At 56.3% G+C, this 26200-nt stretch carries 27 protein-coding genes; 21 read left to right on the top strand and 6 right to left on the bottom strand.

The features are described 5' to 3' along the window. Positions 1-18: 18 nt before the first annotated feature. Positions 19-645, bottom strand: coding sequence for a lysoplasmalogenase (locus ECL_RS24065; RefSeq protein ID WP_013099145.1), 627 nt, complete (start codon positions 643-645; stop codon positions 19-21). Between the two features lie 129 nt (positions 646-774). On the opposite strand from ECL_RS24065, the gene ECL_RS24060 reads away from it, so the two are divergent. Beyond that, positions 775-1131: a DUF2500 domain-containing protein gene (locus ECL_RS24060; protein WP_029883607.1), complete on the top strand. Its 357-nt coding sequence runs from the start codon at positions 775-777 to the stop codon at positions 1129-1131. A gap of 54 nt (positions 1132-1185) precedes the next feature. On the opposite strand, the gene ECL_RS24055 is transcribed toward ECL_RS24060, so the two are convergent. Next, a complete protein-coding gene (locus tag ECL_RS24055; protein ID WP_013099143.1) occupies positions 1186-1467 on the bottom strand; it encodes a DUF1145 family protein in 282 nt (93 codons plus the stop codon). Then, complete coding sequence (rsmD, locus tag ECL_RS24050) at positions 1451-2053, bottom strand: 16S rRNA (guanine(966)-N(2))-methyltransferase (RefSeq protein ID WP_044157738.1); 603 nt, start codon at positions 2051-2053, stop codon at positions 1451-1453. The genes ECL_RS24055 and rsmD overlap by 17 nt, the downstream gene beginning before the upstream one ends. A 126-nt stretch (positions 2054-2179) precedes the next feature. Between rsmD and ftsY the strand changes: the two genes are divergently transcribed. From ftsY to livJ, 6 genes are all read left to right on the top strand, one after another. After that, a complete protein-coding gene (gene ftsY / locus ECL_RS24045; RefSeq protein ID WP_013099141.1) occupies positions 2180-3637 on the top strand; it encodes a signal recognition particle-docking protein FtsY in 1458 nt (485 codons plus the stop codon). Positions 3638-3639: 2 nt separating this feature from the next. Further along, a complete protein-coding gene (gene ftsE / locus ECL_RS24040) occupies positions 3640-4311 on the top strand; it encodes a cell division ATP-binding protein FtsE (RefSeq protein ID WP_013099140.1) in 672 nt (223 codons plus the stop codon). Continuing rightward, on the top strand, positions 4298-5353 hold the full coding sequence (ftsX, locus tag ECL_RS24035; RefSeq protein WP_013099139.1) for a permease-like cell division protein FtsX: 1056 nt from the start codon (positions 4298-4300) through the stop codon (positions 5351-5353). The genes ftsE and ftsX overlap by 14 nt, the downstream gene beginning before the upstream one ends. 251 nt (positions 5354-5604) lie before the next feature. Next, a complete protein-coding gene (gene rpoH, locus ECL_RS24030; RefSeq protein ID WP_008500093.1) occupies positions 5605-6462 on the top strand; it encodes an RNA polymerase sigma factor RpoH in 858 nt (285 codons plus the stop codon). 136 nt (positions 6463-6598) lie between these two features. Further along, positions 6599-7864 (top strand): 4-aminobutyrate--2-oxoglutarate transaminase, encoded by a 1266-nt coding sequence (locus ECL_RS24025; protein WP_013099137.1) that lies wholly within the window; start codon positions 6599-6601, stop codon positions 7862-7864. 196 nt (positions 7865-8060) lie between these two features. After that, positions 8061-9161, top strand: coding sequence for a branched chain amino acid ABC transporter substrate-binding protein LivJ (livJ, locus tag ECL_RS24020; protein WP_014833593.1), 1101 nt, complete (start codon positions 8061-8063; stop codon positions 9159-9161). A gap of 119 nt (positions 9162-9280) precedes the next feature. On the opposite strand, the gene panM is transcribed toward livJ, so the two are convergent. After that, entirely contained in the window at positions 9281-9670 is a 390-nt protein-coding gene (gene panM / locus ECL_RS24015; protein WP_013099135.1) for an aspartate 1-decarboxylase autocleavage activator PanM, read from the bottom strand. A gap of 424 nt (positions 9671-10094) precedes the next feature. Here panM and livK point away from each other — a divergent pair, with 424 nt between their 5' ends. The 10 genes from livK (at position 10095) to ugpQ (ending at position 20149) form a co-directional block, all read left to right on the top strand. Further along, positions 10095-11204 (top strand): high-affinity branched-chain amino acid ABC transporter substrate-binding protein LivK, encoded by a 1110-nt coding sequence (livK, locus tag ECL_RS24010; RefSeq protein WP_013099132.1) that lies wholly within the window; start codon positions 10095-10097, stop codon positions 11202-11204. A 46-nt stretch (positions 11205-11250) separates the two neighbouring features. Next, positions 11251-12177: a high-affinity branched-chain amino acid ABC transporter permease LivH gene (gene livH / locus ECL_RS24005; protein ID WP_013099131.1), complete on the top strand. Its 927-nt coding sequence runs from the start codon at positions 11251-11253 to the stop codon at positions 12175-12177. Further along, on the top strand, positions 12174-13451 hold the full coding sequence (gene livM, locus ECL_RS24000; protein ID WP_013099130.1) for a branched chain amino acid ABC transporter permease LivM: 1278 nt from the start codon (positions 12174-12176) through the stop codon (positions 13449-13451). Before livH ends, livM begins: the two co-directional genes overlap by 4 nt. Next, entirely contained in the window at positions 13448-14215 is a 768-nt protein-coding gene (gene livG / locus ECL_RS23995) for a high-affinity branched-chain amino acid ABC transporter ATP-binding protein LivG (RefSeq protein ID WP_013099129.1), read from the top strand. Before livM ends, livG begins: the two co-directional genes overlap by 4 nt. A 1-nt stretch (position 14216) precedes the next feature. After that, positions 14217-14930 (top strand): high-affinity branched-chain amino acid ABC transporter ATP-binding protein LivF, encoded by a 714-nt coding sequence (livF, locus tag ECL_RS23990; RefSeq protein ID WP_013099128.1) that lies wholly within the window; start codon positions 14217-14219, stop codon positions 14928-14930. 255 nt (positions 14931-15185) lie between these two features. Continuing rightward, positions 15186-16502 carry a sn-glycerol-3-phosphate ABC transporter substrate-binding protein UgpB gene (ugpB, locus tag ECL_RS23985; RefSeq protein WP_029883603.1) on the top strand — a complete coding sequence of 439 codons (1317 nt, stop codon included), beginning with the start codon at positions 15186-15188 and terminating at the stop codon, positions 16500-16502. A gap of 102 nt (positions 16503-16604) precedes the next feature. After that, positions 16605-17492: a sn-glycerol-3-phosphate ABC transporter permease UgpA gene (gene ugpA, locus ECL_RS23980; protein WP_013099126.1), complete on the top strand. Its 888-nt coding sequence runs from the start codon at positions 16605-16607 to the stop codon at positions 17490-17492. Continuing rightward, positions 17489-18334 (top strand): sn-glycerol-3-phosphate ABC transporter permease UgpE, encoded by an 846-nt coding sequence (gene ugpE, locus ECL_RS23975; protein ID WP_013099125.1) that lies wholly within the window; start codon positions 17489-17491, stop codon positions 18332-18334. Before ugpA ends, ugpE begins: the two co-directional genes overlap by 4 nt. A gap of 1 nt (position 18335) precedes the next feature. Further along, on the top strand, positions 18336-19406 hold the full coding sequence (locus ECL_RS23970; RefSeq protein ID WP_013099124.1) for a sn-glycerol-3-phosphate import ATP-binding protein UgpC: 1071 nt from the start codon (positions 18336-18338) through the stop codon (positions 19404-19406). Next, complete coding sequence (gene ugpQ / locus ECL_RS23965) at positions 19403-20149, top strand: glycerophosphodiester phosphodiesterase (RefSeq protein WP_013099123.1); 747 nt, start codon at positions 19403-19405, stop codon at positions 20147-20149. The genes ECL_RS23970 and ugpQ overlap by 4 nt, the downstream gene beginning before the upstream one ends. On the opposite strand, the gene ECL_RS23960 is transcribed toward ugpQ, so the two are convergent. Continuing rightward, positions 20133-20510: a DUF2756 family protein gene (locus tag ECL_RS23960; protein ID WP_013099122.1), complete on the bottom strand. Its 378-nt coding sequence runs from the start codon at positions 20508-20510 to the stop codon at positions 20133-20135. The two genes, ugpQ and ECL_RS23960, sit on opposite strands and share 17 nt — an antisense overlap. Before the next feature lie 122 nt (positions 20511-20632). Here ECL_RS23960 and ggt point away from each other — a divergent pair, with 122 nt between their 5' ends. Further along, positions 20633-22378 (top strand): gamma-glutamyltransferase, encoded by a 1746-nt coding sequence (gene ggt / locus ECL_RS23955; RefSeq protein WP_013099121.1) that lies wholly within the window; start codon positions 20633-20635, stop codon positions 22376-22378. 54 nt (positions 22379-22432) lie between these two features. On the opposite strand, the gene yhhY is transcribed toward ggt, so the two are convergent. Then, entirely contained in the window at positions 22433-22921 is a 489-nt protein-coding gene (gene yhhY / locus ECL_RS23950; RefSeq protein WP_013099120.1) for an N-acetyltransferase, read from the bottom strand. Between the two features lie 309 nt (positions 22922-23230). On the opposite strand from yhhY, the gene ECL_RS23945 reads away from it, so the two are divergent. The 3 genes from ECL_RS23945 (at position 23231) to gntR (ending at position 26184) form a co-directional block, all read left to right on the top strand. Beyond that, on the top strand, positions 23231-24268 hold the full coding sequence (locus ECL_RS23945; RefSeq protein ID WP_013099119.1) for an oxidoreductase: 1038 nt from the start codon (positions 23231-23233) through the stop codon (positions 24266-24268). 123 nt (positions 24269-24391) lie between these two features. After that, complete coding sequence (locus ECL_RS23940; RefSeq protein WP_000639796.1) at positions 24392-25087, top strand: pirin family protein; 696 nt, start codon at positions 24392-24394, stop codon at positions 25085-25087. A 101-nt stretch (positions 25088-25188) separates the two neighbouring features. Continuing rightward, complete coding sequence (gene gntR, locus ECL_RS23935; protein ID WP_014833579.1) at positions 25189-26184, top strand: gluconate operon transcriptional repressor GntR; 996 nt, start codon at positions 25189-25191, stop codon at positions 26182-26184. The last annotated feature ends 16 nt before the right edge of the window (positions 26185-26200 follow it).

Here is a 26200-nt window from a genome sequence, read left to right as displayed (position 1 = left end):
TCCAGAGTCAAGGCTTATTTAGATATACAGCGAACGCACAATCAGGAAGTGCCCCGCAAAGTAACAGGCGGAGGCAATCGCGTTATCAGCCCGGAAACGACGGCGATAGTGGCTGCCCAGCCAGACGATATTGCCGATTAACAGCAGCGCCGCGCCAAAGAAAGCGGACATCGCCTGTGAGGTTGGGCGGAAGAACCACAGTTCACCGGCCAGCCACACCATCACCAGCGTCATGGCAATAAACGTGCAGACGGGCAGACGCATCTCTTCCAGGCGTGACCAGATCACCGCGATCAGCAGCGCGCCGATCACCAGCAGCACCAGCGGGAGCGGCCAGAAGAAGGATAGCGTCATCTGGCTGGCAAAGTAGATGGTGTAAAGCAGATGCGACAGGAAGAACGCCCCCACGGCATACAGCAGACGCTGACGCGGCAACAGGGTTAAGGCATCGCCAATCAGAGAAGCACACAGCCCGGCGAGGACCAGGTAGCTGATGGCGTTAAACATCGGCGCTTGCCAGGCAAGCAGCAGGAGCAGCAACAGCGTGACGGGTTTAAACAACCAGCGCTGCCAGGCCGGACCGCGGTATGACGCATCGACATAAAGCCATGCGGAAAAACAGACAGCGATAAATGACCAAAGCATATTAACTCCCTGTATCTGTTAAGGCTGAATAATCAGTTTCATCTTCAGTGTAGTGATGCGGGCAGGCGTTTGGCAATGCCGGGGGAGTCAGGGTATCCTGAATTCCGCATAATCTTATGGGATTGTTGAATGAGCAAGATGCCGCTGTTTTTCATTATCGTGGTGGCGATTATCGTCATTGCCGCCTCGTTCCGTTTTGTGCAGCAGCGCCGCGAGAAAGCGGATAACGACGCCGCGCCGTTGATGCAAAAGCGCGTGGTGGTGAGCAATAAACGCGAAAAACCCCTTAATGACCGGCGCTCGCGCCAGCAACAGGTTACCCCTGCGGGAACGACCATGCGCTATGAAGCGAGCTTTAAGCCGGAAACGGGCGGCCTGGAGATGACCTTCCGCCTGGAGGCGCAGCAGTACCATCAGCTGACGGTAGGTGAGAAAGGGATGCTGAGTTACAAAGGGTCGCGGTTTGAAGGGTTCAGGGCTGAATAATACGATCCCCTCTCCCAGTGGGAGAGGGTTAGGGTGAGGGCATCAGACCGCACCTTACTTCTTCACCTGCGCCTTAAACTTCTTCATCCACACCAGCAGTTCAAACACGCCGAAAATAAACACGCGCAGCTGCTGCCAGCCGGTCATCTGCGGGCCGTCTTTTGGCAAGCCGTTTTTCAGCATCACCATCTGCAGGGCATGCATGAAGGTGGTAAAGATAAACGCCACGTTCACAAAGATATTCATCGGGCGCGGGAACGGATGCACCAGATTGAGCAGTAAAAACGCCCAGACGCACAGCATCAGCAAACGTCCCAGATTAATCAGTACTGGCATTGGATTCTCCTTGTGCCTGACGATGATACAGACGATAAGCGACCTGACCCGCCACTTTTTCGCGGTGTAAATCCCAGTGAACCGGCACTGGCGGTAGCCCGTTTTCCACTTCGCTTTCAACGTAAATCAGCGCGTCATCCGCCAGCCAGCCGTTGCTTTCCAGCAGGGATAACGTCTCTTCCAGCAGTCCCTTACGGAACGGCGGATCGACAAACACCACGTTGTGCGGCGTGCCTGGCTGCGCGAGGAAACTGAGCGTATTGGTGTTCACCACTTTGCCGTTGGTGGCTTTCAGCGTCGCCAGATTTTGCTGCAGCGTCTGCGCGACGCCGCGCTCCATCTCCAGCAGCGTGGCGCTGGCGGCGTAGCGCGAGAGGGCTTCCAGCCCTAATGCGCCGCTGCCCGCAAAGCAGTCGAGGCAGTGGGCGTCTACCATTGACGGGGCCAGCCAGTTAAACAGCGTTTCACGCACGCGGTCGGTGGTTGGGCGTAAACCGGGGCTGTCCGGCACCGGGAGTTTCCGGCCTCGCCACTGGCCACCGATAATACGAATTTGACCGGCTGGGGCGCGGTTGGGTTTCTTCATCTCAGGAAAGCTCTGTTAACAATTGGCCTGCGATTGCGGGCGGTGATGTCAATTAAGTAAAGTGTTAGACTATTTCATCATTTTTTAGCTTCCATGTATATAGCGCCGCGAGGAGTGTAGTCGCAGATGGCAAAACAAAAAAAACGTGGCTTCTTTTCCTGGCTGGGTTTCGGTGAAAAAGAGCAAGAAACAGAACAGAAAACCGAAGAACAACAAGCCGTTGAAGAGCAGTCTCAGCCTGAAACGCCTGTAGAAACCGCCGCGGTTGTCGAAGCGGAAGAGCATGCGCACAGCAAAGAAGAGACTGAAGCCTTTGCTGAAGAGGTGGTTGAGGTCACCGAACAGGTTCAGGAGAGCGAAAAGCCAGAACCTGTTGTTGAAGCGGTTACTGAAGCGCCGCAGGCCGTTATCGAACATGAAGAGTTGCCGCTGCCGGAAGAGGTAAAAGCGGAGGACGTTTCCCCTGAAGAGTGGCAGGCCGAAGTGGAAACCGTGGAAATTGTCGACGCGGTGGAAGAAGAAGCGGCACATGAGCCGGTGCTGACCGACGAAGAGCTGGAAGCCCAGGCGCTGGCCGCTCAGGCGGCTGAAGAAGCGGTTATCGTCGTGCCCGTGGAAGAACAGGCCGAAGAGGAGATCGTTCAGGAGCAGGAAAAACCGACCAAAGAAGGTTTCTTTGCCCGCCTGAAACGCAGCCTGTTAAAAACCAAAGAAAATTTAGGTTCCGGATTTATCAGTCTGTTCCGCGGCAAAAAGATCGACGACGATCTGTTTGAAGAGCTGGAAGAGCAGTTGCTGATTGCGGACGTTGGGGTGGAAACCACCCGTAAGATCATCGCCAACTTGACCGAAGGGGCGAGCCGCAAACAGCTGCGCGACGCCGAAGCGCTGTACGGCCTGCTGAAAGACGAGATGGGTGAAATTCTCGCAAAAGTTGACGAACCGCTTAATATTGAAGGCAAAACGCCATTTGTTATTCTGATGGTTGGCGTTAACGGTGTCGGGAAAACCACCACCATCGGCAAACTGGCTCGTCAGTTCGAGCAGCAGGGTAAATCGGTGATGCTGGCGGCGGGTGATACCTTCCGCGCGGCGGCGGTTGAACAGCTGCAGGTGTGGGGCCAGCGCAACAACATTCCGGTGATTGCGCAGCACACCGGTGCGGATTCCGCGTCCGTGATCTTTGACGCCATCCAGGCGGCGAAGTCGCGAAATGTGGATGTCCTGATTGCCGATACCGCAGGGCGTTTGCAGAACAAATCGCACCTGATGGAAGAGTTGAAGAAAATCGTTCGCGTCATGAAGAAGCTGGACGAAGACGCACCGCATGAAATTATGCTGACCATCGATGCCAGCACCGGACAGAACGCCGTCAGCCAGGCGAAGCTGTTCCATGAAGCGGTAGGACTGACCGGGATCACGCTGACCAAACTGGACGGCACCGCGAAAGGCGGGGTGATCTTCTCCGTGGCCGATCAGTTCGGCATTCCTATTCGTTACATCGGTGTGGGCGAGCGTATTGAGGATTTGCGTCCGTTTAAGGCGGACGACTTTATTGAGGCATTATTTGCCCGAGAGGACTAACAATGATTCGCTTTGAACACGTCAGCAAGGCCTATCTCGGTGGGAGACAAGCGCTGCAGGGGGTGACCTTCCACCTGCAGCCAGGCGAGATGGCATTCCTGACCGGCCATTCCGGCGCGGGGAAAAGTACCCTGCTCAAGCTTATCTGTGGGATTGAACGGCCAAGCGCCGGGAAAATCTGGTTCAGCGGCCATGAAATTAGCCGTCTTAAGAACCGCGAAGTGCCGTTCCTGCGTCGCCAGATCGGGATGATTTTCCAGGATCACCACCTGCTGATGGATCGCACCGTTTTCGATAACGTGGCGATCCCGCTGATTATTGCCGGTGCCAGCTATGATGATATCCGCCGTCGCGTCTCTGCGGCGCTGGATAAGGTCGGGCTGCTGGACAAAGCGAAGAACTTTCCGATCCAGCTCTCCGGCGGTGAACAGCAGCGTGTGGGCATTGCCCGTGCGGTGGTGAACAAGCCTGCGGTATTGCTGGCGGATGAACCGACCGGTAACCTGGACGACGCCCTTTCTGAAGGGATTTTGCGTCTGTTTGAGGAATTCAACCGCGTTGGGGTGACGGTATTGATGGCGACGCACGACATCGGGCTCATTTCCCGCCGTTCGTACCGCATGCTGACCCTGAGCGACGGGCATTTGCACGGAGGGCACGGTGAACAAGCGTGATGCAATGAACCAGATTCGGCAGTTCGGGAACCGGTTTGACCGTTTCCGTAAGCCGCAGGGTGGCGGTGACGGTAACCGTAATGCGCCGAAGCGGGCGAAAGCCGCGCCGAAGCCAAACTCCCGCAAAACCAACGTGTTCAATGAACAGGTACGCTACGCCTTCCACGGCGCGTTGCAGGATCTGAAAAGTAAACCGCTGGCGACGTTCCTGACGGTGATGGTTATCGCCATTTCGCTGACGCTGCCAAGCGTCTGCTATATGGTTTATAAGAACGTGAATCAGGCGGCGTCGCAGTATTATCCGTCTCCGCAGATCACGGTCTATCTGGACAAAGCGCTCGACGATAACGCCGCGGCGCAGGTGGTGGGGCAAATCCAGGCCGAGAAGGGCGTGGAGAAGGTGAACTACCTTTCCCGCGAAGAAGCGCTGGGTGAGTTCCGTAACTGGTCAGGCTTTGGCGGCGCGCTGGATATGCTCGAAGAGAACCCGCTGCCGGCCGTGGCGGTGGTGATCCCGAAGCTCGACTTCCAGGGAACGGATTCACTTAATACGCTGCGCGACCGCATCTCTACCATTAAAGGCATTGATGAAGTGCGTATGGACGACAGCTGGTTTGCGCGACTTGCCGCACTGACCGGGCTGGTGGGGCGCGTGTCGGCGATGATTGGCGTGCTGATGGTGGCGGCGGTGTTCCTCGTCATCGGTAACAGCGTGCGCCTGAGCATTTTCGCCCGCCGCGATACCATCAACGTGCAAAAGCTGATTGGTGCGACGGATGGCTTCATCCTGCGTCCGTTCCTTTACGGCGGCGCATTGCTCGGTTTTTCCGGCGCATTTCTTTCACTGATATTGTCAGAAATTTTGGTGATGCGGCTCTCCTCCGCCGTGACCGAGGTGGCGCAGGTCTTCGGAACTAAGTTTGATATCAGTGGCTTAGGGTTCGATGAGTGCCTTCTTCTGCTGCTGGTTTGCTCCATGATTGGCTGGGTGGCAGCATGGCTGGCGACGGTTCAACATTTACGCCACTTTACTCCCGACTAAGAAAAGCGTGATATAATCTTTCCCTGCACCGAGATGTTCGCTCTGCAGGGAAAGCGTCCCTGTTGTCTCTTCCCCTGTTATCATCTCCATGTCACATTTTGTGCGTAATTTATTCACCGTTGCACCTGGAACTTGTGGATAAAATCACTGTCTGATAAAAGAGTGAATGCTAATCTCGTTGCTCAAACGCTTTGGCATGGTTGTTGCCTGATGGGGACAACCTGGACCAGAAGAAACATTGAGAGGAATGAATGACCAAAGAAATGCAAACTTTAGCTTTAGCCCCTGTTGGTAACCTGGAATCGTATATCCGGGCTGCGAACACCTGGCCGATGTTAACGGCCGAGGAAGAAAAGGAGCTTGCTGAAAAGCTGCATTACCAGGGCGATCTGGAAGCAGCGAAAAAGCTGATCCTGTCTCACCTGCGCTTTGTTGTTCACATTGCTCGTAATTATGCGGGCTATGGCCTGCCGCAGGCGGACTTGATTCAGGAAGGTAACATCGGCCTGATGAAGGCTGTACGTCGTTTTAACCCGGAAGTGGGTGTACGACTGGTCTCCTTCGCTGTGCACTGGATCAAAGCAGAGATTCACGAATACGTGCTGCGCAACTGGCGTATCGTGAAAGTCGCCACGACAAAAGCGCAACGCAAACTCTTCTTCAACCTGCGTAAAACCAAGCAGCGTCTGGGCTGGTTCAATCAGGATGAAGTAGAAATGGTGGCGCGCGAGCTGGGTGTTTCCAGCAAAGACGTGCGTGAGATGGAATCCCGTATGGCCGCGCAGGACATGACTTTTGACATGTCTTCCGATGACGATGCGTCCGACAGCCAGCCAATGGCGCCGGTACTGTATCTGCAGGATAAGACCTCTAACTTTGCTGACGGCATTGAAGAGGACAACTGGGAAGATCAGGCCGCGAACAAGCTGAGCTATGCGATGGAAGGCCTTGACGAGCGTAGCCAGGATATTATCCGTGCCCGCTGGCTGGACGAAGACAACAAGTCCACGCTGCAGGAGCTGGCCGACCGCTACGGCGTGTCCGCTGAACGTGTGCGTCAGCTTGAAAAGAACGCCATGAAAAAACTTCGCGCCGCGATTGAAGCGTAATTTCCGCGAAGTATGACGAGAGCCCCTGGATGCGAATCCGGGGGTTTTGTTTTTTTAGCGCCCGCTCTGGCGAATTTCTCCCCCCTGGCAAACACTTACTGATGCGCTAAGCAGGCGACTTTCTCAGGGGGACAGGGTGAAAAATAACGAACTGAACGACCGGCGTTTACAGGCGACGCCGCGCGGCATCGGCGTGATGTGTAACTTCTATGCCGAAAAAGCTGAAAACGCCACGGTGTGGGACGTCGAGGGCAACGAGTATATCGACTTTGCCGCCGGAATAGCGGTGCTGAACACCGGGCATCGCCATCCAAAAATCATTTCCGCCATTGAAAAACAACTTCATGCCTTCACCCACACGGCGTACCAGATTGTGCCGTACGAAGGCTATGTGTCGCTTGCCGAGCGAATCAACGCGCGTGTGCCGATTGACGGCCCGGCCAAAACCGCCTTCTTCTCAACGGGGGCAGAAGCCGTCGAAAACGCGGTAAAAATTGCCCGCGCATACACCAGACGCCCTGGCCTGATCGCCTTTGGCGGTGCTTTTCATGGACGCACCTCGATGACCATGGCGCTGACGGGGAAAGTTGCCCCTTACAAGCTGGGTTTCGGGCCGTTTCCTGGCTCGGTATATCACGCCCAATACCCCAATGAACTGCACGGTGTCAGTACGGCGGAGGCATTAAAAAGCCTGGAGCGTATCTTCAAAGCGGACATTGCCCCGGACCAGGTCGCGGCCATTATTCTTGAACCGGTTCAGGGTGAGGGCGGTTTCAACATTGCACCGGCGGATTTTATGCAGGCCTTGCGCGCCCTGTGCGATACCCACGGTATTTTGCTGATCGCCGATGAGGTGCAAAGCGGTTTTGCGCGTACCGGAAAACTGTTCTCGATGGAACACCACTGCGTGAAGCCGGATCTGATCACCATGGCGAAAAGCCTGGCGGGTGGCATGCCGCTCTCGGCGGTGTCGGGCCGCGCCGAGGTGATGGACGCGCCTGCGCCTGGCGGACTGGGCGGTACCTACGCCGGTAACCCACTGGCGATCGCCGCCGCACATGCCGTGCTGGACGTGATTGATGAAGACGATCTTTGCACGCGCTCGGCGCACCTGGGTCATCATCTGGTGGAAGTACTGAACAAAGCGAAGGAACATTGTCCATATATCGCGGATATCCGCGCACAAGGCTCAATGGTGGCGGTGGAGTTTAACGATCCGCAATCCGGGCTGCCGTCACCGGAATTCACCCGTCAGGTTCAGGAGCGAGCCCTGCAGGAAGGCCTTCTGCTTCTGAGTTGCGGCGTGTACGGTAACGTCATCCGTTTCCTCTATCCGCTCACAATCCCTGAAGTGCAGTTCCGTAAAGCGCTGGACATTATTTCTGCGTCGCTGACTCGTTAAAGCCAGAAGCCCGGTGAAATTCCTGCCGGGCCTATCATATATTCATTTCAAATTTGCTATTCCAAAATCATAAAAATGGGGTATGTTTTAGCAGAGTATGCTGAAAAAGCGCGACTGGTATACCTATAACTGAAATAAAGCGCTACACAACAACATCACAACAATCGTAATAACCATAATAATGGGGAATCTCAGGATGAACATGAAGGGTAAAGCGTTACTGGCAGGATGTATCGCGTTGGCATTCAGCACCATGGCGCAGGCCGATATTAAAGTGGCCGTGGTGGGCGCGATGTCCGGTCCGGTAGCACAGTATGGCGACCAGGAATTTACGGGCGCAGAGCAGGCGGTTGCCGATATTAATGCGAAGGGCGGTATCAAAGGCGAAAAACTGCAGATCGTAAAATATGATGATGCCTGTGACCCGAAACAAGCGGTTGCCGTGGCGAACAAAGTAGTGAACGACGGCATCAAATACGTTATCGGTCACCTGTGCTCCTCTTCCACCCAGCCTGCGTCTGATATCTACGAAGACGAAGGCATCCTGATGATCACCCCGGCGGCAACGGCACCGGAGCTGACGTCGCGCGGCTATAAGCTGATCCTGCGCACCACCGGTCTGGACTCCGATCAGGGCCCAACTGCCGCCAAATACATTGTCGAAAAAGTGAAGCCGAAGCGTATCGCGATCGTTCATGACAAACAGCAGTACGGTGAAGGTCTGGCGCGCTCCGTGCAGGACAACCTGAAGAAAGCGAATGCTGACGTCGTGTTCTTTGATGGTATCACCGCCGGTGAGAAAGACTTCTCTACCCTGGTGGCGCGTCTGAAGAAAGAGAATATCGACTTCGTTTACTACGGTGGCTACCACCCGGAAATGGGGCAGATCCTGCGTCAGGCTCGTGCAGCGGGTCTGAAAACCCAGTTCATGGGGCCGGAAGGGGTGGCGAACGTTTCCCTGTCTAACATTGCCGGTGAGTCTGCGGAAGGCCTGCTGGTGACCAAGCCGAAGAACTACGACCAGGTCCCTGCGAACAAACCGATTGTAGATGCCATTAAGGCGAAGAAACAGGATCCAAGCGGCGCGTTCGTCTGGACAACCTACGCAGCACTGCAGTCTCTGCAGGCGGGTCTGAACCAGTCAGCCGATCCGGCTGAGATTGCCACCTGGCTGAAAGCGAACTCTGTTGATACCGTGATGGGGCCGCTCTCCTGGGATGAGAAGGGCGATCTGAAGGGCTTCGAGTTCGGCGTGTTTGACTGGCATGCCAACGGTACTGCTACTGACGCAAAATAATGCTGGTGCGGGTTGATACCCCCCTCACCCCGGCCCTCTCCCACAGTGAGAGGGAGAAAACCGGGCAATGCCCTCTCCCTGTGGGAGAGGGTTAGGGTGAGGGCATCAGGCCGCACAATTCACCCCAAACGCTTCTCCCACCCATTTTTCTGCGCCGTAAACCCTAACGCCTGCATAAACGCCGCCATCACGCTACGGTCCTCCACGCCTACGTCGGCCATCCACCAGGAGGTAATGCTCGGGTTTTCACGGATCACTTCTTCAATCAGGTACTGTCCTACGCCGCGACGACGGGTGACGTCGCGCACGCGCAGAGAGTCCAGCGCCCCTTCCGTGCCGCTCAGCGTCACGCGCACAGCAGCCAGCAGACGCTCGTTGAAGCGCGCGGCATAAATACGGTGGGTTTCGTCAACGCTCAGCGACGAAGGGGAATATTCCGGCCAGATCTTGCCCAGGTCGATATGATCCTGGTCGCTAAAGGTCACCAGACGAACGATAGTCAGTTTCATTAGCTGCTTGTCCAAATCAAATTGAGTAGAGGCAGTGTACTCAATTTATTCGCTCAGCGGCTTCCTCTTTTTATTCCCCGTTACCAGGTGATTAGTTTTTTGCCAGGGCGAAGTGCAGTTTGAAAACACATGGATCGAAAAATAAGCAGAATTTTAACCTGAATGGCAGTGATTTATTCGGCGCTTTGTGCCGTTATTTTATGCTGAAAACTGCACTTTTATTTGTTTATCTCTGCCTGATTTCAGAATATTATCTTTGCTTAATCGCCTGAAAAATAGAGATTTTAGTCTGGTTTTTGATAAAAACCTGCGCTAAACCATTAAAGGCACTGGTAAAAATAGCGTTGTGCATTAAAAGTACAGAATGCTTTTTAACCATAATAAAACAAAATATATACACGACATCACGAATGGGGATTCAGAGATGAAAAGGAACGCGAAGACGTTAATCGCGGGCATGGTTGCATTGTCTCTCTCGCATGCAGCCATGGCGGAAGAGATTAAAGTTGCGGTGGTCGGTGCCATGTCCGGGCCTGTTGCCCAGTGGGGTGACATGGAGTTCAACGGCGCACGTCAGGCAATTAAAGACATCAACGCCAAAGGTGGCATCAAAGGCGACAAGCTGGTGGGCGTGGAATACGATGACGCCTGCGATCCAAAACAGGCCGTCGCGGTGGCGAACAAAATCGTGAACGATGGCATCCAGTATGTGATCGGCCATCTGTGCTCATCGTCCACTCAGCCTGCGTCTGATATCTACGAAGACGAAGGTATTCTGATGATTACCCCTGGTGCCACCAACCCGGAGCTGACCCAGCGCGGCTACCAGCACATTATGCGTACCGCCGGTCTGGACTCTTCCCAGGGGCCAACCGCGGCGAAATACATTCTCGAGACGGTTAAACCGCAGCGCATTGCCATTATTCATGACAAACAGCAGTACGGCGAAGGCCTGGCGCGTTCCGTTCAGGACGGGCTGAAAAAAGGCGGCGCAAACATCGTCTTCTTCGACGGGATTACCGCGGGTGAGAAAGATTTCTCTGCGCTGATCGCCCGTCTGCAAAAAGAGAATATCGACTTCGTTTACTACGGTGGTTATTACCCGGAAATGGGCCAGATGCTGCGCCAGGCGCGCTCGGTCGGTCTGAAAACCCAGTTCATGGGTCCAGAAGGCGTGGGTAACGCCTCCCTGTCTAACATCGCCGGGGATGCCGCTGAAGGCATGCTGGTGACGATGCCAAAACGCTATGACCAGGATCCGGCGAACAAGGCTATCGTGGATGCGCTCAAGGCGCAGAAGAAAGATCCAAGTGGTCCATACGTCTGGATCACCTACGCCGCCGTGCAGTCACTGGCCACCTCGCTGGACCGTACTGGTAGCAAAGAACCGCTGGATCTGGTGAAAGATTTAAAAGCACACGGGGCGAACACCGTGATTGGGCCGCTGAACTGGGATGAGAAAGGCGATCTGAAGGGATTTGAATTTGGTGTCTTTAAGTGGCACGCCGACGGTTCGTCTTCGGCCGCCAAATAATTATCCCGCCGCCCGGACCGCCGGGCGGGTATAAAAAGGTTTGCATATGTCCGAGCAGTTTCTCTATTTCCTGCAGCAGATGTTTAACGGCGTTACGCTGGGAAGCACCTACGCGCTGATTGCCATCGGCTATACGATGGTGTACGGCATTATCGGCATGATCAACTTCGCCCACGGCGAGGTGTACATGATCGGTAGCTACGTCTCCTTTATGATTATCGCCGCCCTGATGATGATGGGTATCGACAGCAGCTGGCTGCTGGTCGCCGCCGGGTTTGTCGGCGCGATTGTGATTGCCAGCGCCTACGGCTGGAGCATCGAGCGGGTGGCCTACCGGCCGGTACGCAGCTCCAAGCGCCTGATTGCCCTGATCTCCGCGATTGGGATGTCTATCTTCCTGCAAAACTACGTCAGCCTGACCGAAGGCTCGCGCGATGTGGCGCTGCCAAGCCTGTTCAACGGCCAGTGGATTGTCGGTGCCAGCGAAAACTTCTCTGCCTCTATCACCACCATGCAACTGGTGATCTGGGTGGTGACCTTTATTGCGATGCTCGCCCTGACGCTCTTCATCCGCTACTCGCGCATGGGACGCGCCTGCCGCGCCTGCGCAGAAGATTTGAAGATGGCGAGCCTGCTCGGGATCAACACTGACCGCGTGATTGCGCTCACTTTTGTGATCGGCGCGGCGATGGCGGCGGTGGCAGGTGTCCTGCTCGGCCAGTTCTACGGCGTTATTAATCCGTACATCGGCTTTATGGCCGGGATGAAAGCCTTTACCGCGGCGGTACTGGGCGGTATCGGCAGTATTCCTGGCGCGATGATTGGCGGCCTTATTCTGGGCGTGGCAGAAGCGCTCTCCTCAGCGTATCTGAGTACCGAGTATAAAGACGTGGTGTCGTTTGCCCTGCTGATTCTGGTTCTGCTGGTGATGCCTACCGGTATTCTGGGTCGTCCGGAGGTAGAGAAAGTATGAAACCGATGCATTTTGCAATGGCGCTGCTCTCTGCCGCCATGTTCTTCGTGCTGGCGGGCGTCTTTATGGGCGTTCAGTTAGAGCTGAACGGCACAAAGCTTGTGGTAGACACCGCCGCTGACATTCGCTGGCAGTGGGTCTTTATCGGCACCGCCGTGGTGTTCCTGTTCCAGCTGCTGCGTCCGCTGTTCCAGAAAACGCTGAAAGGCGTCTCGGGACCGAAGTTTGTCCTGCCAGCTATCGACGGCTCCACCGTTAAGCAGAAGCTGTTCCTCGTGGCGCTGCTGGTGGCTGCGGTGGCGTGGCCGTTCGTGGTCTCGCGCGGCACGGTAGATATCGCCACCCTGACCATGATCTACGTTATTCTGGGTCTGGGCCTGAACGTGGTCGTGGGGCTCTCTGGCCTGCTGGTACTGGGCTACGGCGGTTTCTACGCCATTGGCGCGTATACCTTTGCGCTACTGAATCACTATTACGGTCTCGGCTTCTGGACGTGCCTGCCGCTGGCGGGGCTGGTTTCTGCCGCGGCAGGTTTCCTGCTTGGCTTCCCGGTGCTGCGCCTGCGCGGTGACTACCTGGCGATTGTGACCTTAGGCTTCGGCGAAATCGTCCGTATCCTGCTGCTCAACAATACCGAGGTGACCGGCGGGCCGAACGGGATTAGCCAGATCCCGAAACCAACCTTCTTTGGTCTGGAGTTCAGCCGTACCGCCCGTGAAGGCGGCTGGGATACCTTCAGCAACTTCTTCGGCGTGAAATACGATCCGTCCGATCGCGTGATTTGGCTCTATCTGGTGGCGCTGCTGCTGGTGGTCATCACGCTGTTCGTGATTAACCGCCTGCTGCGTATGCCGCTGGGCCGCGCGTGGGAAGCGCTGCGTGAAGATGAAATCGCCTGCCGCTCCCTGGGCCTCAACCCGACCCGCATAAAGCTGACTGCGTTCACCATCAGCGCCGCGTTTGCCGGTTTTGCCGGCACGCTGTTTGCCGCGCGTCAGGGCTTTGTCAGCCCGGAATCGTTCACCTTTGCCGAATCCGCCTTTGTGCTGGCGATTGTGGTACTCGGCGGGATGGGTTCGCAGTTTGCTGTTATCCTCGCCGCCATTCTGCTGGTGGTCTCACGCGAGCTGATGCGTGACTTTAACGAATACAGCATGCTGATGCTGGGTGGTTTGATGGTGCTGATGATGATCTGGCGTCCGCAGGGTCTGCTGCCGATGACCCGTCCACAGCTGAAGCTGAAGAACGGGCAAGCAAAAGGAGAGCAGGCATGAGTCAGCCATTATTATCCGTTAACGGTCTGATGATGCGTTTTGGCGGCCTGCTGGCGGTCAACAATGTGAATCTGGATCTGCACAAGAAAGAGATCGTCTCCCTGATTGGCCCGAACGGTGCGGGAAAAACCACGGTCTTTAACTGCCTGACCGGTTTCTACAAGCCGACGGGCGGCACCATCATGCTGCGCGACCAGCACCTGGAAGGACTGCCGGGCCAGCAGATTGCCCGCATGGGCGTGGTGCGTACTTTCCAGCACGTGCGTCTGTTCCGCGAGATGACGGTGATTGAGAACCTGCTGGTGGCACAGCATCAGCAGCTGAAAACCGGTCTGTTCTCCGGCCTGCTGAAGACGCCAGCCTTCCGCCGTGCGCAGAGCGAAGCGCTGGATCGTGCGGCAACATGGCTTGACCGTATCGGTCTGCTGCCGCATGCCAACCGCCAGGCAAGTAACCTTGCGTACGGTGACCAGCGTCGCCTTGAGATTGTGCGCTGCATGGTAACGCAGCCGGAAATCCTGATGCTCGATGAACCCGCTGCGGGCCTGAACCCGAAAGAGACCAAAGAGCTGGACGAGCTGATTGCTGAGCTTCGCGATCATCACGACACCACTATCCTGCTGATTGAGCACGATATGAAGCTGGTAATGGGGATCTCTGACCGTATCTACGTGGTGAACCAGGGAACGCCGCTGGCAAACGGCACGCCGGATGAGATCCGCAACAACCCGGACGTGATCCGCGCATACCTGGGTGAGGCATAAGATGGAAAAAGCGATGTTAACGTTTGACAAGGTAAGTGCCCACTACGGCAAGATCCAGGCGCTGCACGACGTCAGCCTGCATATCAATCAGGGCGAAATCGTCACCCTGATTGGGGCTAACGGCGCGGGCAAAACCACGCTGCTTGGTACCCTGTGCGGCGACCCGCGCGCCACCAGCGGGCGGATTGTGTTTGATGGCAAAGACATCACCGACTGGCAGACCGCCAGAATCATGCGTGAAGCGGTGGCGATAGTCCCTGAAGGGCGTCGCGTCTTCTCGCGCATGACGGTGGAAGAGAACCTGGCGATGGGCGGCTTCTTCGCTGACCGCGACCAGTATCAGTCCCGTATCAAGTGGGTGTACGAACTCTTCCCGCGCCTGTGGGAGCGTCGTATTCAGCGTGCGGGGACCATGTCCGGCGGTGAGCAGCAGATGCTGGCGATCGGCCGCGCCCTGATGAGCCAGCCGCGCCTGCTGCTGCTGGATGAACCGTCGCTGGGTCTTGCGCCAATTATCATTCAGCAGATCTTCGACACCATTGAACAGCTGCGTAAAGAGGGGATGACCATCTTCCTCGTCGAGCAGAACGCCAACCAGGCGCTGAAGCTCGCCGATCGCGGTTACGTGCTGGAGAACGGCCACGTGGTGCTTGAGGATACCGGCGATGCGCTGCTGGCCAATGAAGCGGTGCGGAGTGCGTATTTAGGCGGATAGGTAAAAGCAAAATGGCAACGCACGTTGCCATTTTTAGTGTTTTCTCCCTCTCCCCGTGGGAGAGGGCCGGGGTGAGGGCACCATACCGCACCCAACCACACCCCAAACCCCTTCACACAACCATCATCCCGCTGACCTTTTGTTGTCACTTATCTGTAAACAAACAGTTATTTTTCTGTCATTCGAGCATGTCATGTTACCTCGCGAGCATAAAACGCGTGATATCGCGCATCCGGCACAATAAGAGAGATGACAATGACATCGTTACGACACACAGCTTTGGGTCTGGCACTGGGTCTGGCTTTTGCGACGAACGCAATGGCTGTGACGACCATTCCGTTCTGGCATTCCATGGAAGGGGAGTTGGGTAAAGAGGTTGACTCCCTGGCGCAGCGTTTCAACGACTCCCATCCGGATTACAAAATTGTGCCGGTGTACAAAGGTAACTACGAGCAGAGCCTGAGCGCGGGCATTGCCGCCTTCCGTACCGGTAATGCGCCTGCCATTTTGCAGGTGTACGAAGTAGGCACCGCGACCATGATGGCCTCCAAAGCCATCAAACCGGTCTACGAAGTGTTCAAAGAGGCGGGGATCAACTTCGACGAATCCCAGTTTGTGCCGACCGTAGCGGGTTACTACACCGATTCTAAAACCGGCCATCTGCTGTCTCAGCCGTTTAACAGCTCGACGCCGGTGCTGTACTACAACAAAGACGCCTTTAAGAAAGCCGGTTTAGACCCGGAGCAGCCGCCAAAAACCTGGCAGGATCTGGCGGAGTACACCGCGAAGCTGAAAGCGGCGGGGATGAAGTGCGGCTACGCCAGCGGCTGGCAGGGCTGGATCCAGATTGAAAACTTCAGCGCCTGGCACGGCCTGCCGGTAGCCACCAAAAACAACGGTTTCGATGGCACCGACGCGGTACTGGAGTTCAACAAGCCAGAGCAGGTGAAGCATATCGCGCTGCTGGAAGAGTTGAACAAGAAGGGGGATTTCAGCTACTTCGGACGTAAAGACGAATCCACCGAGAAGTTCTACAACGGTGACTGCGCCATTACCACCGCCTCGTCCGGCTCGCTGGCGGATATCCGTCACTATGCCAAATTCAACTATGGCGTGGGCATGATGCCGTACGACGCAGACGTGAAAGGCGCGCCGCAGAACGCCATCATCGGCGGAGCAAGCCTGTGGGTGATGCAGGGTAAAGACGCCGGCACCTACAAAGGAGTGGCCGAGTTCCTCGACTTCCTGGCGAAACCTGAAAACGCGGCCGAATGGCACCAGAAAACCGGCTACCTGCCGATCACCAAAGCTGCCTATGACCTGACCCGCGAGCAGGGCTTCTACAGCAAGAATCCGGGTGCGGATATCGCGACGCGTCAGATGCTGAACAAGCCGCCGTTGCCGTTCACCAAAGGCCTGCGTCTGGGCAACATGCCGCAGATCCGCACCATTGTCGACGAAGAACTGGAAAGCGTCTGGACCGGCAAGAAAACGCCACAGCAGGCGCTGGATTCAGCGGTAGAGCGCGGGAATCAGCTGCTGCGCCGCTTTGAGCAGTCCACCAAATCGTAAAAAAATGCCCGGTGGCGCTGCGCTTACCGGGCCTACGACGTGCCATATGTAGGCCGGGTAAGGCGTAGCCGCCACCCGGCACTGTTCAGGAACCAAATCTCAATGTCATCATCCCGTCCGGTGTTTCGTTCCCGCTGGCTGCCGTATCTGCTGGTCGCGCCTCAGCTGGTCATCACCGTTATCTTCTTTATCTGGCCTGCGGGCGAAGCGCTCTGGTACTCGGTGCAAAGCGTTGATCCGTTTGGGCTTTCCAGCCAGTTTGTTGGCCTGGACAATTTCACCGCGCTGTTCCACGACAGCTACTACCTGGATTCTTTCTGGACGACGATCAAATTCAGCGCGCTGGTCACCGTGAGCGGCCTTGTTGCCTCGCTGTTCTTCGCCGCGCTGGTGGATTACGTGGTGCGTGGCAGCCGTCTGTATCAGACCCTGATGCTGCTGCCCTACGCCGTGGCACCAGCGGTCGCCGCCGTGCTGTGGATCTTCCTGTTTAACCCCGGACGCGGGTTAATTACCCATTTTCTGGCGGAATTCGGATACGACTGGAACCACGCCCAGAATAGCGGCCAGGCGATGTTCCTGGTGGTGTTCGCCTCGGTGTGGAAGCAGATCAGCTACAACTTCCTGTTCTTCTTTGCCGCGCTACAGTCCATTCCGCGTTCGCTGGTGGAAGCCGCCGCCATTGACGGTGCAGGCCCGATCCGCCGCTTCTTCAGGCTGTCGCTGCCGCTGATTGCCCCGGTGAGTTTCTTCCTGCTGGTGGTGAACCTGGTGTATGCCTTTTTCGACACCTTCCCGGTCATCGACGCGGCCACCGCCGGTGGCCCGGTGCAGGCCACGACGACGCTGATTTATAAAATCTACCGCGAAGGGTTTGCCGGGCTGGATCTCTCAGCCTCCGCCGCGCAGTCGGTCGTGCTGATGTTCCTCGTCATCATCCTCACGGTGGTGCAGTTCCGCTATGTCGAAAGTAAGGTGCGCTACCAATGATTGAGAACCGTCGCGGGCTGACGATTTTCAGCCATACCATGCTGATTCTGGGGATTATCGTCATCCTCTTTCCGCTGTACGTGGCGTTTGTCGCCGCCACGCTGGACACCAAAGCGGTGTTCGACACGCCGATGACGCTGATCCCAGGCACGCATCTTTTTGAGAACATGAAAACCATCTGGACCCAGGGCGTGGGGGCCAACAGCGCGCCGTTCTGGCTGATGATGCTCAACAGCTTCATCATGGCATTCGGCATTACGGTGGGCAAAATCACGGTGTCGATGCTCTCTGCCTTCGCCATCGTCTGGTTCCGCTTTCCGCTGCGTAACCTCTTCTTCTGGATGATTTTTATCACCCTGATGCTGCCGGTGGAGGTGCGTATCTTCCCGACGGTGGAGGTGATCGCCAACCTGAAGATGCTCGACAGCTACGCGGGCTTAACCCTGCCGCTGATGGCGTCTGCGACTGCCACCTTCCTGTTCCGCCAGTTCTTTATGACGCTGCCGGACGAGCTGATTGAAGCCGCGCGCATTGACGGTGCATCACCGATGCGCTTTTTCCGCGACATCGTGCTGCCGCTGTCGAAAACCAACCTCGCGGCGCTGTTTGTGATCACCTTTATCTACGGCTGGAACCAGTACCTGTGGCCGCTGCTGATTATTCAGGACGTCAACCTCGGCACCGCCGTGGCGGGCATCAAGGGCATGATCGCCACCGGCGAAGGCACCACCCTCTGGAACCAGGTGATGGCGGCGATGCTGCTCACCCTTATCCCCCCGGTCGTTATCGTTTTAGCCATGCAGCGTGCGTTTGTGCGTGGTTTAGTGGACAGTGAGAAATAAGATGGCAGGTTTAAAACTTCAGGCAGTGACCAAAAGCTGGGATGGCAAAACCCAGGTGATTCAGCCGCTCACCCTCGACGTGGCGGACGGGGAGTTCATCGTGATGGTCGGCCCGTCCGGTTGCGGCAAATCCACGCTGCTGCGCATGGTGGCCGGGCTTGAGCGCGTATCCTCCGGCGATATCTGGATTGACCGCCAGCGCGTGACCGAGATGGAGCCCAAAGATCGCGGCATCGCGATGGTGTTCCAGAACTACGCCCTCTATCCGCACATGAGCGTGGAAGAGAATATGGCCTGGGGGCTGAAAATCCGCGGCATGGGCAAGGGGCATATCGAGGAGCGGGTGAAAGAGGCGGCGCGCATTCTGGAGCTGCATGGCCTGCTTAAGCGCCGTCCGCGCGAGCTCTCCGGCGGCCAGCGCCAGCGCGTGGCGATGGGGCGTGCCATCGTGCGCGATCCGGCGGTGTTCCTGTTCGATGAACCGCTCTCTAACCTCGACGCCAAGCTGCGCGTGCAGATGCGTCTGGAGCTGCAGCAACTGCATCGCCGTCTTAAAACCACCTCCCTGTACGTGACGCACGATCAGGTCGAAGCCATGACCCTTGCCCAGCGGGTGATGGTGATGAACAAAGGCGTTGCCGAACAGATTGGCACGCCGGTGGAGGTGTACGAAAAACCGGCCAGCCGTTTTGTGGCGAGCTTTATCGGCAGCCCGGCAATGAACCTGCTGGAAGGGCGGATCAGCAGCGCGGGCACCCACTTTGAGCTGGAAAGCGGGATGGCATTGCCCATCAACTGGTACTATCGTGGCTACGCCGGGCGTAAGATGACGCTCGGTATTCGCCCGGAGCATATTGGTTTAACCTCTCAGGCGGACGGCGGTGTGCCGCTGGTGATGGACACGCTGGAGATGTTGGGTGCAGATAACCTGGCGCATGGACGCTGGGGCGAGCAAAAAATGGTGGTGCGTCTGCCGCATCAGGAACGCCCGAAAGCAGGCAGCACGCTGTGGCTGCACCTGCCGGAAAATCACCTGCACTTATTTGACGGTGAAACAGGACAACGAGTATGAGCAACTGGCCTTATCCCCACATCGTCGCCCACCGTGGCGGCGGTAAACTGGCGCCGGAAAATACCCTGGCGGCAATTGATGTTGGCGCACGCTACGGCCACACGATGATTGAGTTCGACGCCAAGCTGTCGAAAGACGGCGAAATTTTCCTGCTGCATGATGACAATCTCGAACGCACCAGCAACGGCTGGGGCGTGGCGGGGGAACTGCCGTGGCGCGATCTGCTGAAGGTGGATGCCGGAAGCTGGTTCAGCGGCGAGTACAAAGGCGAACCGCTGCCGCTGCTGGCGGAAGTGGCCGACCGTTGTCGTCAACACGGGATGATGGCTAACATCGAAATCAAACCGACGACCGGTACCGGGCCGCTCACGGGCAACGTGATTGCGCTGGCCGCACGCGAGCTGTGGGAAGGCATGACGCCACCGCTGCTGTCGTCATTTGAAATTGATGCCCTTGAAGCGGCACAGGCTGCGGTGCCGGAGCTGCCGCGCGGGCTGCTGCTGGACGAGTGGCGCGAGGACTGGCGTGAGCTGACCACCCGCTTAGCGTGCGTGTCGATCCATCTCAATCATAAGCTGCTGGATGAGGCGAGGGTTAAGATGCTGAAAGCGGCAGGGCTGCATATTCTGGTATATACCGTCAACAAACCCCAGCGTGCGGCTGAGCTGCTGCGCTGGGGTGTGGACAGCATCTGTACCGATGCGATTGACCTGATCGGTCCGGACTTTAGTTCTGCGGATTAAGCATACTGCCATTCGACTGCGACGGCAGCATATGCTGCTGTCCGCTGCCTGACGAACTCATCCCTCCCAGCATCCCGCCGTTTTTATTCGGCAGCGGTTGCTCGCGCATCTGCCCCTGCTGCACGCGCTGGGTGTTTGTGTTCATCTGATTTTGCAGGCTCTGCTGCTGCATTCGGGTCTGCGTGTTCAACTGCTGGTTCAGCATCCCTTTTTGCTGTTGCTGCTGACTCATCATCTCCGTCTGCATACGCTGCTGGCTCGGAATGACATAGCCCGGCTGGTTAGGGTTATTCATCGTATTGAGTGGCTGTGCAAGTGCGGCAAACGGGAGCAACGCCGTAAGGATCAGGAAGCGTTTCATGATCTTCTCCTTCTTTGAGGTTTCTCTTAAGTTTACCCCGAATTCACCATGACGATGATTTTTTAGGAGTTGTGAACCAGGCTTAAGCGGGGAATATGGCTCCCTTCACCTGGAGAACAATAATGATGAAACCAACCCTTTTGCGCTGGGTCGCCATCGCTGCGCTGATGGCAGGCGGTACATTTAGCGTGGCGGCTAACCCGCCTGCGGCTCCTCCGGTCTCTTATGGCGTGGAGGAAGATGTGTTTCATCCCGTGCGGGCCACGCACGGGATGGTGGCCTCGGTGGATGCGCTGGCAACGAAAGTGGGCGTCGATATTCTCAAACAGGGCGGTAATGCGGTGGATGCCGCGGTGGCAGTCGGCTATGCGCTGGCGGTAACACACCCGCAGGCGGGGAATCTGGGCGGCGGCGGCTTTATGATGCTGCGCACCAAAGACGGGAAGACGACGGCTATCGACTTCCGCGAAATGGCGCCTGCTCAGGCCTCCCGCGATATGTTCCTTGACGATCAGGGCAACCCGGACAGTAAAAAATCGCTGACCTCGCACCTTGCGTCCGGTACGCCGGGCACCGTCGCAGGCTTCTCGCTGGCGCTGGAAAAATACGGCACGATGCCGCTGAACAAAGTGGTCCAGCCTGCCATTAAGCTGGCGCGCGACGGCTTTGTGGTGAACGACGCCCTGGCCGATGACCTTAAAACCTACGGCAGCGAAGTCATTCCGAACCATGAAAACAGCAAGGCGATCTTCTGGAAAGACGGAGAGCCGCTGAAGAAGGGCGATAAGCTGGTGCAGAAGAACCTTGCCAAAAGCCTGGAGCTGATTGCGGAGCATGGCCCGGACGCCTTCTACAAAGGGGCGATTGCCGACCAGATTGCCGAAGAGATGCAAAAGAACGGCGGGCTCATCACCAAAGCGGATCTGGCGGAGTATAAGGCGGTGGAGCGCGAGCCAATTAGCGGCACCTACCGTGGCTATGAGGTCTTCTCCATGCCGCCGCCGTCCTCTGGCGGGATCCACATCGTGCAGATCCTCAATATTCTGGAAAACTTCGATATGCACAAGTTTGGCTTCGGCAGTGCCGATGCCATGCAGGTGATGGCCGAGGCGGAAAAACGCGCCTATGCCGACCGCTCGGAATACCTTGGCGACCCGGACTTTGTGAAGGTGCCGTGGCAGGCGCTGACCAACAAAGCGTATGCCAAATCCATTGCCGATCAGATCGACATCAATAAGGCTAAGCCGTCGAGCGAGATCCGCCCCGGCAAGCTGGCACCGTATGAAAGTAACCAGACCACCCACTTCTCGGTGGTGGATAAAGACGGTAACGCGGTGGCGGTTACCTATACGCTCAATACCACCTTTGGAACCGGTATTGTGGCGGGCAACAGCGGCATTCTGCTGAACAACGAGATGGATGACTTCTCTGCCAAACCGGGCGTACCGAACGTCTACGGGCTGGTCGGTGGGGATGCCAACGCGGTGGGGCCGAAGAAACGTCCGCTGTCGTCGATGTCACCAACCATTGTGGTGAAAGACGGCAAAACCTGGCTGGTAACCGGCAGCCCCGGTGGCAGCCGGATTATCACCACCGTGCTGCAGATGGTGGTGAACAGTATCGACTTTGGTATGAACGTGGCGGAGGCGACCAACGCCCCACGCTTCCATCACCAGTGGCTGCCGGATGAACTGCGCGTCGAGAAGGGCTTTAGCCCGGACACCCTCAAACTACTGGAGCAGCGCGGACAGAAGGTAGCGGTGAAAGAGGCGATGGGCAGCACCCAGAGCATTATGGTGGGGCCGGACGGGGCGCTGTTTGGCGCGTCAGACCCGCGGTCGGTGGATGATTTAACGGCGGGGTATTAATCTGTTGTGTAATTCCCTCTCCCGGTGGGAGAGGGTTAGGGTGAGGGCAACAAACTACTTCATTCGCGCCATATAATACGCATCCACATACTCGCCGTTGCGCAGGGCATAACGCTTGCCTGTGCCTTCAATCTCAAATCCGTGTTTTTTGTACACCGCAATCGCCGGCTCGTTATCGACAAACACCGTCAGCTCAATGCGGTCAACGCGCAGCCAGTTATCGCACATATCAATCATGGTGCGCATCAGTGCGCTGGCAACGCCCCGGTTTTGCCACTGCGCGCCTACACAGATCCCAAAATCAGCCACATGGCTGCGGCGCGGGCGTTGCGCAACGGCGATGCACAGGTGTCCGGCAACGGTGCCGTCGATACATGCGACCAGCTGTTTAATGCCCGGCTGGTCGGATAGCCGCTCTTGCCACATCTGCTCGGAGGGATGAGGAACCTGTAGCGTGTTGTGGTACACCTCCGGCTGGGCGTGGATCTGACGAATGGCGTCATAATCTTTCGGTTCCGCATGGCGTATCACTATCTCACTCATTCCTTATTCCTCAGTCAGTTAAACATCCTTTCCAACATCAGTGACTTTGAAATTTGAGTCAACCGCTATTTTTTGCAAAAAGTATTGGACAAGTGCGAATGAGAATGATTATTATTGCTCTGCATTCAGGAAGACCACTACGGGAACCTGAAAGCACGACATTGCTCACATTGCTTCCAGTATTACTTTAGCCAGCTTTTAGCTGGCTTTTTTTTGTCCATTTTCGCCCTCTCCCCGTGGGAGAGTGCTGGGGTGAGGGCAAAACATGCGCTATGGTAAAACCCAGTAACCTTCCAAAAGGACTGAGCTATGACCTTACATTGCGCATTTATTGGATTTGGTAAAAGTACGACCCGCTATCACCTTCCGTATGTTCTCAACCGTAAAGACAGCTGGCATGTGGCGCATATCTACCGCCGCAGCGCGAAGCCGGAAGAGCAGTCTCCGCAGTATTCCCATATTCATTTCACCAGCGATCTCAATGAAGTACTGGGCGACCCGCAGGTTACACTGGTCATCGTCTGTACCCATGCCGACAGCCATTTCGACTATGCGAAACGCGCGCTCGAGGCGGGTAAAAACGTGCTGGTAGAAAAACCCTTCACCCCGACCATCGCTGAAGCGAAAACCCTCTTCGCACTGGCGAAAAGCAAAGGGCTGACCGTCACGCCGTATCAGAACCGTCGCTTCGACAGCTGCTTCCTGACGGCGAAAAAGGCGATTGAGAGCGGCAAGCTTGGCGACATCGTCGAAATGGAAAGCCATTTTGACTATTACCGCCCAGTGGCGGAGACCAAACCCGGCCTGCCGCAGGACGGTTCCTTCTACGGTCTTGGCGTCCATACCATGGACCAAATCATCTCCCTGTTTGGCCGCCCGGACCACGTGGCGTATGACATTCGCAGCCTGCGTAATAAAGCCAACCCGGACGATACTTTTGAAGCGCAGCTGTTCTACGGCGACCTGAAAGCCATCGTTAAAACCAGCCATCTGGTGAAAATCGACTACCCGAAATTTATCGTTCACGGCACGAAAGGTTCGTTTATCAAGTACGGTATCGATCAGCAGGAGACCAGCCTGAAGGCCAATATCATGCCGGGTGAAGCGGGCTTTGCGGCGGATGATTCGGTTGGCGTACTGGAGTATGTGAACGCAGAAGGTGTGACGGTCAGAGAAGAGCTGACGCCTGAAACCGGCGACTATGGTCGCGTCTACGACGCGCTGCATGCAACCCTGACCCGCGGCGTGGCGAATTACGTCAAGGAATCTGACGTTCTGACCAACCTCGAAATCCTCGAACGGGCCTTCGAACAGGCTTCTCCTGCCACGGTAACCCTTGCGAAATAAGCAAAAATGGCTCCTCTACACTTGTTCATAATTTTTGAACAGAGGAGTCAATTTTCACCCTCTATGATCCCAGGCTGTTTGCGTCCACACTTACTTCATCGAAACGAACTGAGGGTGAAAACAATGATCTACTTACGCAAAGCAAACGAACGTGGTCACGCGAATCATGGCTGGCTGGACTCATGGCATTCATTCTCGTTTGCCGATTACTACGACCCGAACTTCATGGGCTTCTCTGCACTGCGCGTGATTAACGATGACGTGATTGATGCAGGCCAGGGCTTCGGTACCCACCCGCATAAAGACATGGAAATCCTGACCTATGTGCTGGAAGGGGCGGTTGAGCACCAGGACAGCATGGGTAACAAAGAGCAGGTTCCGGCGGGCGAGTTCCAGATCATGAGCGCGGGTACCGGTGTTCGTCACTCGGAGTACAACCCGAGCAAAACGGAAAAACTGCACCTGTATCAAATCTGGATCATTCCAGAAGAAACCGGCATCACGCCGCGCTACGAGCAGCGCCGCTTCGACGCCAAACAGGGCAAACAGCTGGTGCTCTCCCCGGATGCGCGTGAAGGTTCGCTGAAAGTGCATCAGGATATGGAACTGTACCGCTGGGCGCTGGCAAAAGACGAACAGTCTGTACACCAGATCGCCGCGAACCGCCGCGTCTGGATCCAGGTGGTGAAAGGTGAAGTGTCCATCAACGGCACCAAAGCGACAACGGCGGATGGTCTGGCCATCTGGGATGAGCAAGCGCTCTCCGTGCATGCCGACAGCGAAAGTGAAATTCTGCTGTTTGATCTGCCACCGGTGTAATAAATCATAAATAAATGCCCATCCTTCCCTTTGACAGGGGAAGGATGGGCTTTGTCCGTGATAAACTGAGCAAATCTCTCTCTTCAAGATTTCTCAGGACGATGAAAAAGAAACGCCCCGTACTTCAGGATGTCGCCGATCGTGTTGGTGTGACCAAAATGACGGTCAGCCGTTTTTTACGTAACCCGGAACAGGTTTCCGTAGCGTTGCGTGGCAAGATTGCCGCTGCTCTCGATGAACTGGGTTATATCCCCAACCGCGCACCCGATATTCTCTCCAATGCGACCAGTCGTGCGGTGGGCGTCCTCCTGCCTTCTTTAACTAACCAGGTCTTTGCCGAAGTGTTGCGCGGTATTGAAAGCGTCACGGATGCGTTTGGTTACCAGACCATGCTGGCTCACTACGGCTACAAACCGGAACTGGAAGAAGAACGTCTTGAATCGATGCTTTCCTGGAACATCGATGGCCTGATTTTAACTGAACGTACTCACACCCCCCGTACGCTGAAGATGATCGAAGTGGCCGGGATACCGGTGGTGGAACTGATGGACAGCCAGTCGCCGTGCCTTGATATTGCCGTGGGTTTTGACAACTTCGAAGCGGCGCGGCAGATGACGGCGGCGATCATCGCGCGCGGTCATCGTCATATCGCCTACCTGGGTGCGCGTCTTGATGAACGTACTATCATCAAACAGAAGGGATACGAGCAGGCGATGCTTGACGCAAATTTAACCCCGTACAGCGTGATGGTGGAGCAGTCCTCTTCCTATACGTCGGGTATTGAGCTGATGCGGCAGGCACGGCGCGAGTATCCACAACTGGACGGTATTTTCTGTACCAACGATGACCTTGCGGTCGGTGCAGCGTTCGAATGTCAGCGTCTGGGGCTGAAGATCCCCGATGATATGGCGATAGCCGGTTTCCACGGTCATGACATCGGCCAGGTGATGGAGCCGCGTCTGGCGAGCGTCCTGACACCGCGTGAACGCATGGGCCGCATTGGCGCAGAACGCCTGCTGGCGCGCATTCGCGGTGAAGCGGTTACGCCAAAAATGTTAGATTTAGGTTTCACCTTGTCACCGGGTGGATCTATTTAATCCGACAAATTTGAAG

The organism is Enterobacter cloacae subsp. cloacae ATCC 13047, assembly GCF_000025565.1.
Classification (GTDB): domain Bacteria; phylum Pseudomonadota; class Gammaproteobacteria; order Enterobacterales; family Enterobacteriaceae; genus Enterobacter; species Enterobacter cloacae.
Note: the sequence above shows the minus strand (reverse complement) of the source record. Positions and strands in the feature narration are given on the sequence as shown.

What these genes read in the sequence shown, in the direction of transcription:
- ECL_RS24065 (WP_013099145.1), bottom strand. Translation starts at nt 645, where the DNA reads ATGCTTTGGTCATTTATCGCTGTCTGTTTTTCCGCATGGCTTTATGTC.
- ECL_RS24060 (WP_029883607.1), top strand. Translation starts at nt 775, where the DNA reads ATGAGCAAGATGCCGCTGTTTTTCATTATCGTGGTGGCGATTATCGTC.
- ECL_RS24055 (WP_013099143.1), bottom strand. Translation starts at nt 1,467, where the DNA reads ATGCCAGTACTGATTAATCTGGGACGTTTGCTGATGCTGTGCGTCTGG.
- rsmD (WP_044157738.1), bottom strand. Translation starts at nt 2,053, where the DNA reads ATGAAGAAACCCAACCGCGCCCCAGCCGGTCAAATTCGTATTATCGGT.
- ftsY (WP_013099141.1), top strand. Translation starts at nt 2,180, where the DNA reads ATGGCAAAACAAAAAAAACGTGGCTTCTTTTCCTGGCTGGGTTTCGGT.
- ftsE (WP_013099140.1), top strand. Translation starts at nt 3,640, where the DNA reads ATGATTCGCTTTGAACACGTCAGCAAGGCCTATCTCGGTGGGAGACAA.
- rpoH (WP_008500093.1), top strand. Translation starts at nt 5,605, where the DNA reads ATGACCAAAGAAATGCAAACTTTAGCTTTAGCCCCTGTTGGTAACCTG.
- livJ (WP_014833593.1), top strand. Translation starts at nt 8,061, where the DNA reads ATGAACATGAAGGGTAAAGCGTTACTGGCAGGATGTATCGCGTTGGCA.
- panM (WP_013099135.1), bottom strand. Translation starts at nt 9,670, where the DNA reads ATGAAACTGACTATCGTTCGTCTGGTGACCTTTAGCGACCAGGATCAT.
- livK (WP_013099132.1), top strand. Translation starts at nt 10,095, where the DNA reads ATGAAAAGGAACGCGAAGACGTTAATCGCGGGCATGGTTGCATTGTCT.
- livH (WP_013099131.1), top strand. Translation starts at nt 11,251, where the DNA reads ATGTCCGAGCAGTTTCTCTATTTCCTGCAGCAGATGTTTAACGGCGTT.
- livM (WP_013099130.1), top strand. Translation starts at nt 12,174, where the DNA reads ATGAAACCGATGCATTTTGCAATGGCGCTGCTCTCTGCCGCCATGTTC.
- livG (WP_013099129.1), top strand. Translation starts at nt 13,448, where the DNA reads ATGAGTCAGCCATTATTATCCGTTAACGGTCTGATGATGCGTTTTGGC.
- livF (WP_013099128.1), top strand. Translation starts at nt 14,217, where the DNA reads ATGGAAAAAGCGATGTTAACGTTTGACAAGGTAAGTGCCCACTACGGC.
- ugpB (WP_029883603.1), top strand. Translation starts at nt 15,186, where the DNA reads ATGACATCGTTACGACACACAGCTTTGGGTCTGGCACTGGGTCTGGCT.
- ugpA (WP_013099126.1), top strand. Translation starts at nt 16,605, where the DNA reads ATGTCATCATCCCGTCCGGTGTTTCGTTCCCGCTGGCTGCCGTATCTG.
- ugpE (WP_013099125.1), top strand. Translation starts at nt 17,489, where the DNA reads ATGATTGAGAACCGTCGCGGGCTGACGATTTTCAGCCATACCATGCTG.
- ECL_RS23970 (WP_013099124.1), top strand. Translation starts at nt 18,336, where the DNA reads ATGGCAGGTTTAAAACTTCAGGCAGTGACCAAAAGCTGGGATGGCAAA.
- ugpQ (WP_013099123.1), top strand. Translation starts at nt 19,403, where the DNA reads ATGAGCAACTGGCCTTATCCCCACATCGTCGCCCACCGTGGCGGCGGT.
- ECL_RS23960 (WP_013099122.1), bottom strand. Translation starts at nt 20,510, where the DNA reads ATGAAACGCTTCCTGATCCTTACGGCGTTGCTCCCGTTTGCCGCACTT.
- ggt (WP_013099121.1), top strand. Translation starts at nt 20,633, where the DNA reads ATGATGAAACCAACCCTTTTGCGCTGGGTCGCCATCGCTGCGCTGATG.
- yhhY (WP_013099120.1), bottom strand. Translation starts at nt 22,921, where the DNA reads ATGAGTGAGATAGTGATACGCCATGCGGAACCGAAAGATTATGACGCC.
- ECL_RS23945 (WP_013099119.1), top strand. Translation starts at nt 23,231, where the DNA reads ATGACCTTACATTGCGCATTTATTGGATTTGGTAAAAGTACGACCCGC.
- ECL_RS23940 (WP_000639796.1), top strand. Translation starts at nt 24,392, where the DNA reads ATGATCTACTTACGCAAAGCAAACGAACGTGGTCACGCGAATCATGGC.
- gntR (WP_014833579.1), top strand. Translation starts at nt 25,189, where the DNA reads ATGAAAAAGAAACGCCCCGTACTTCAGGATGTCGCCGATCGTGTTGGT.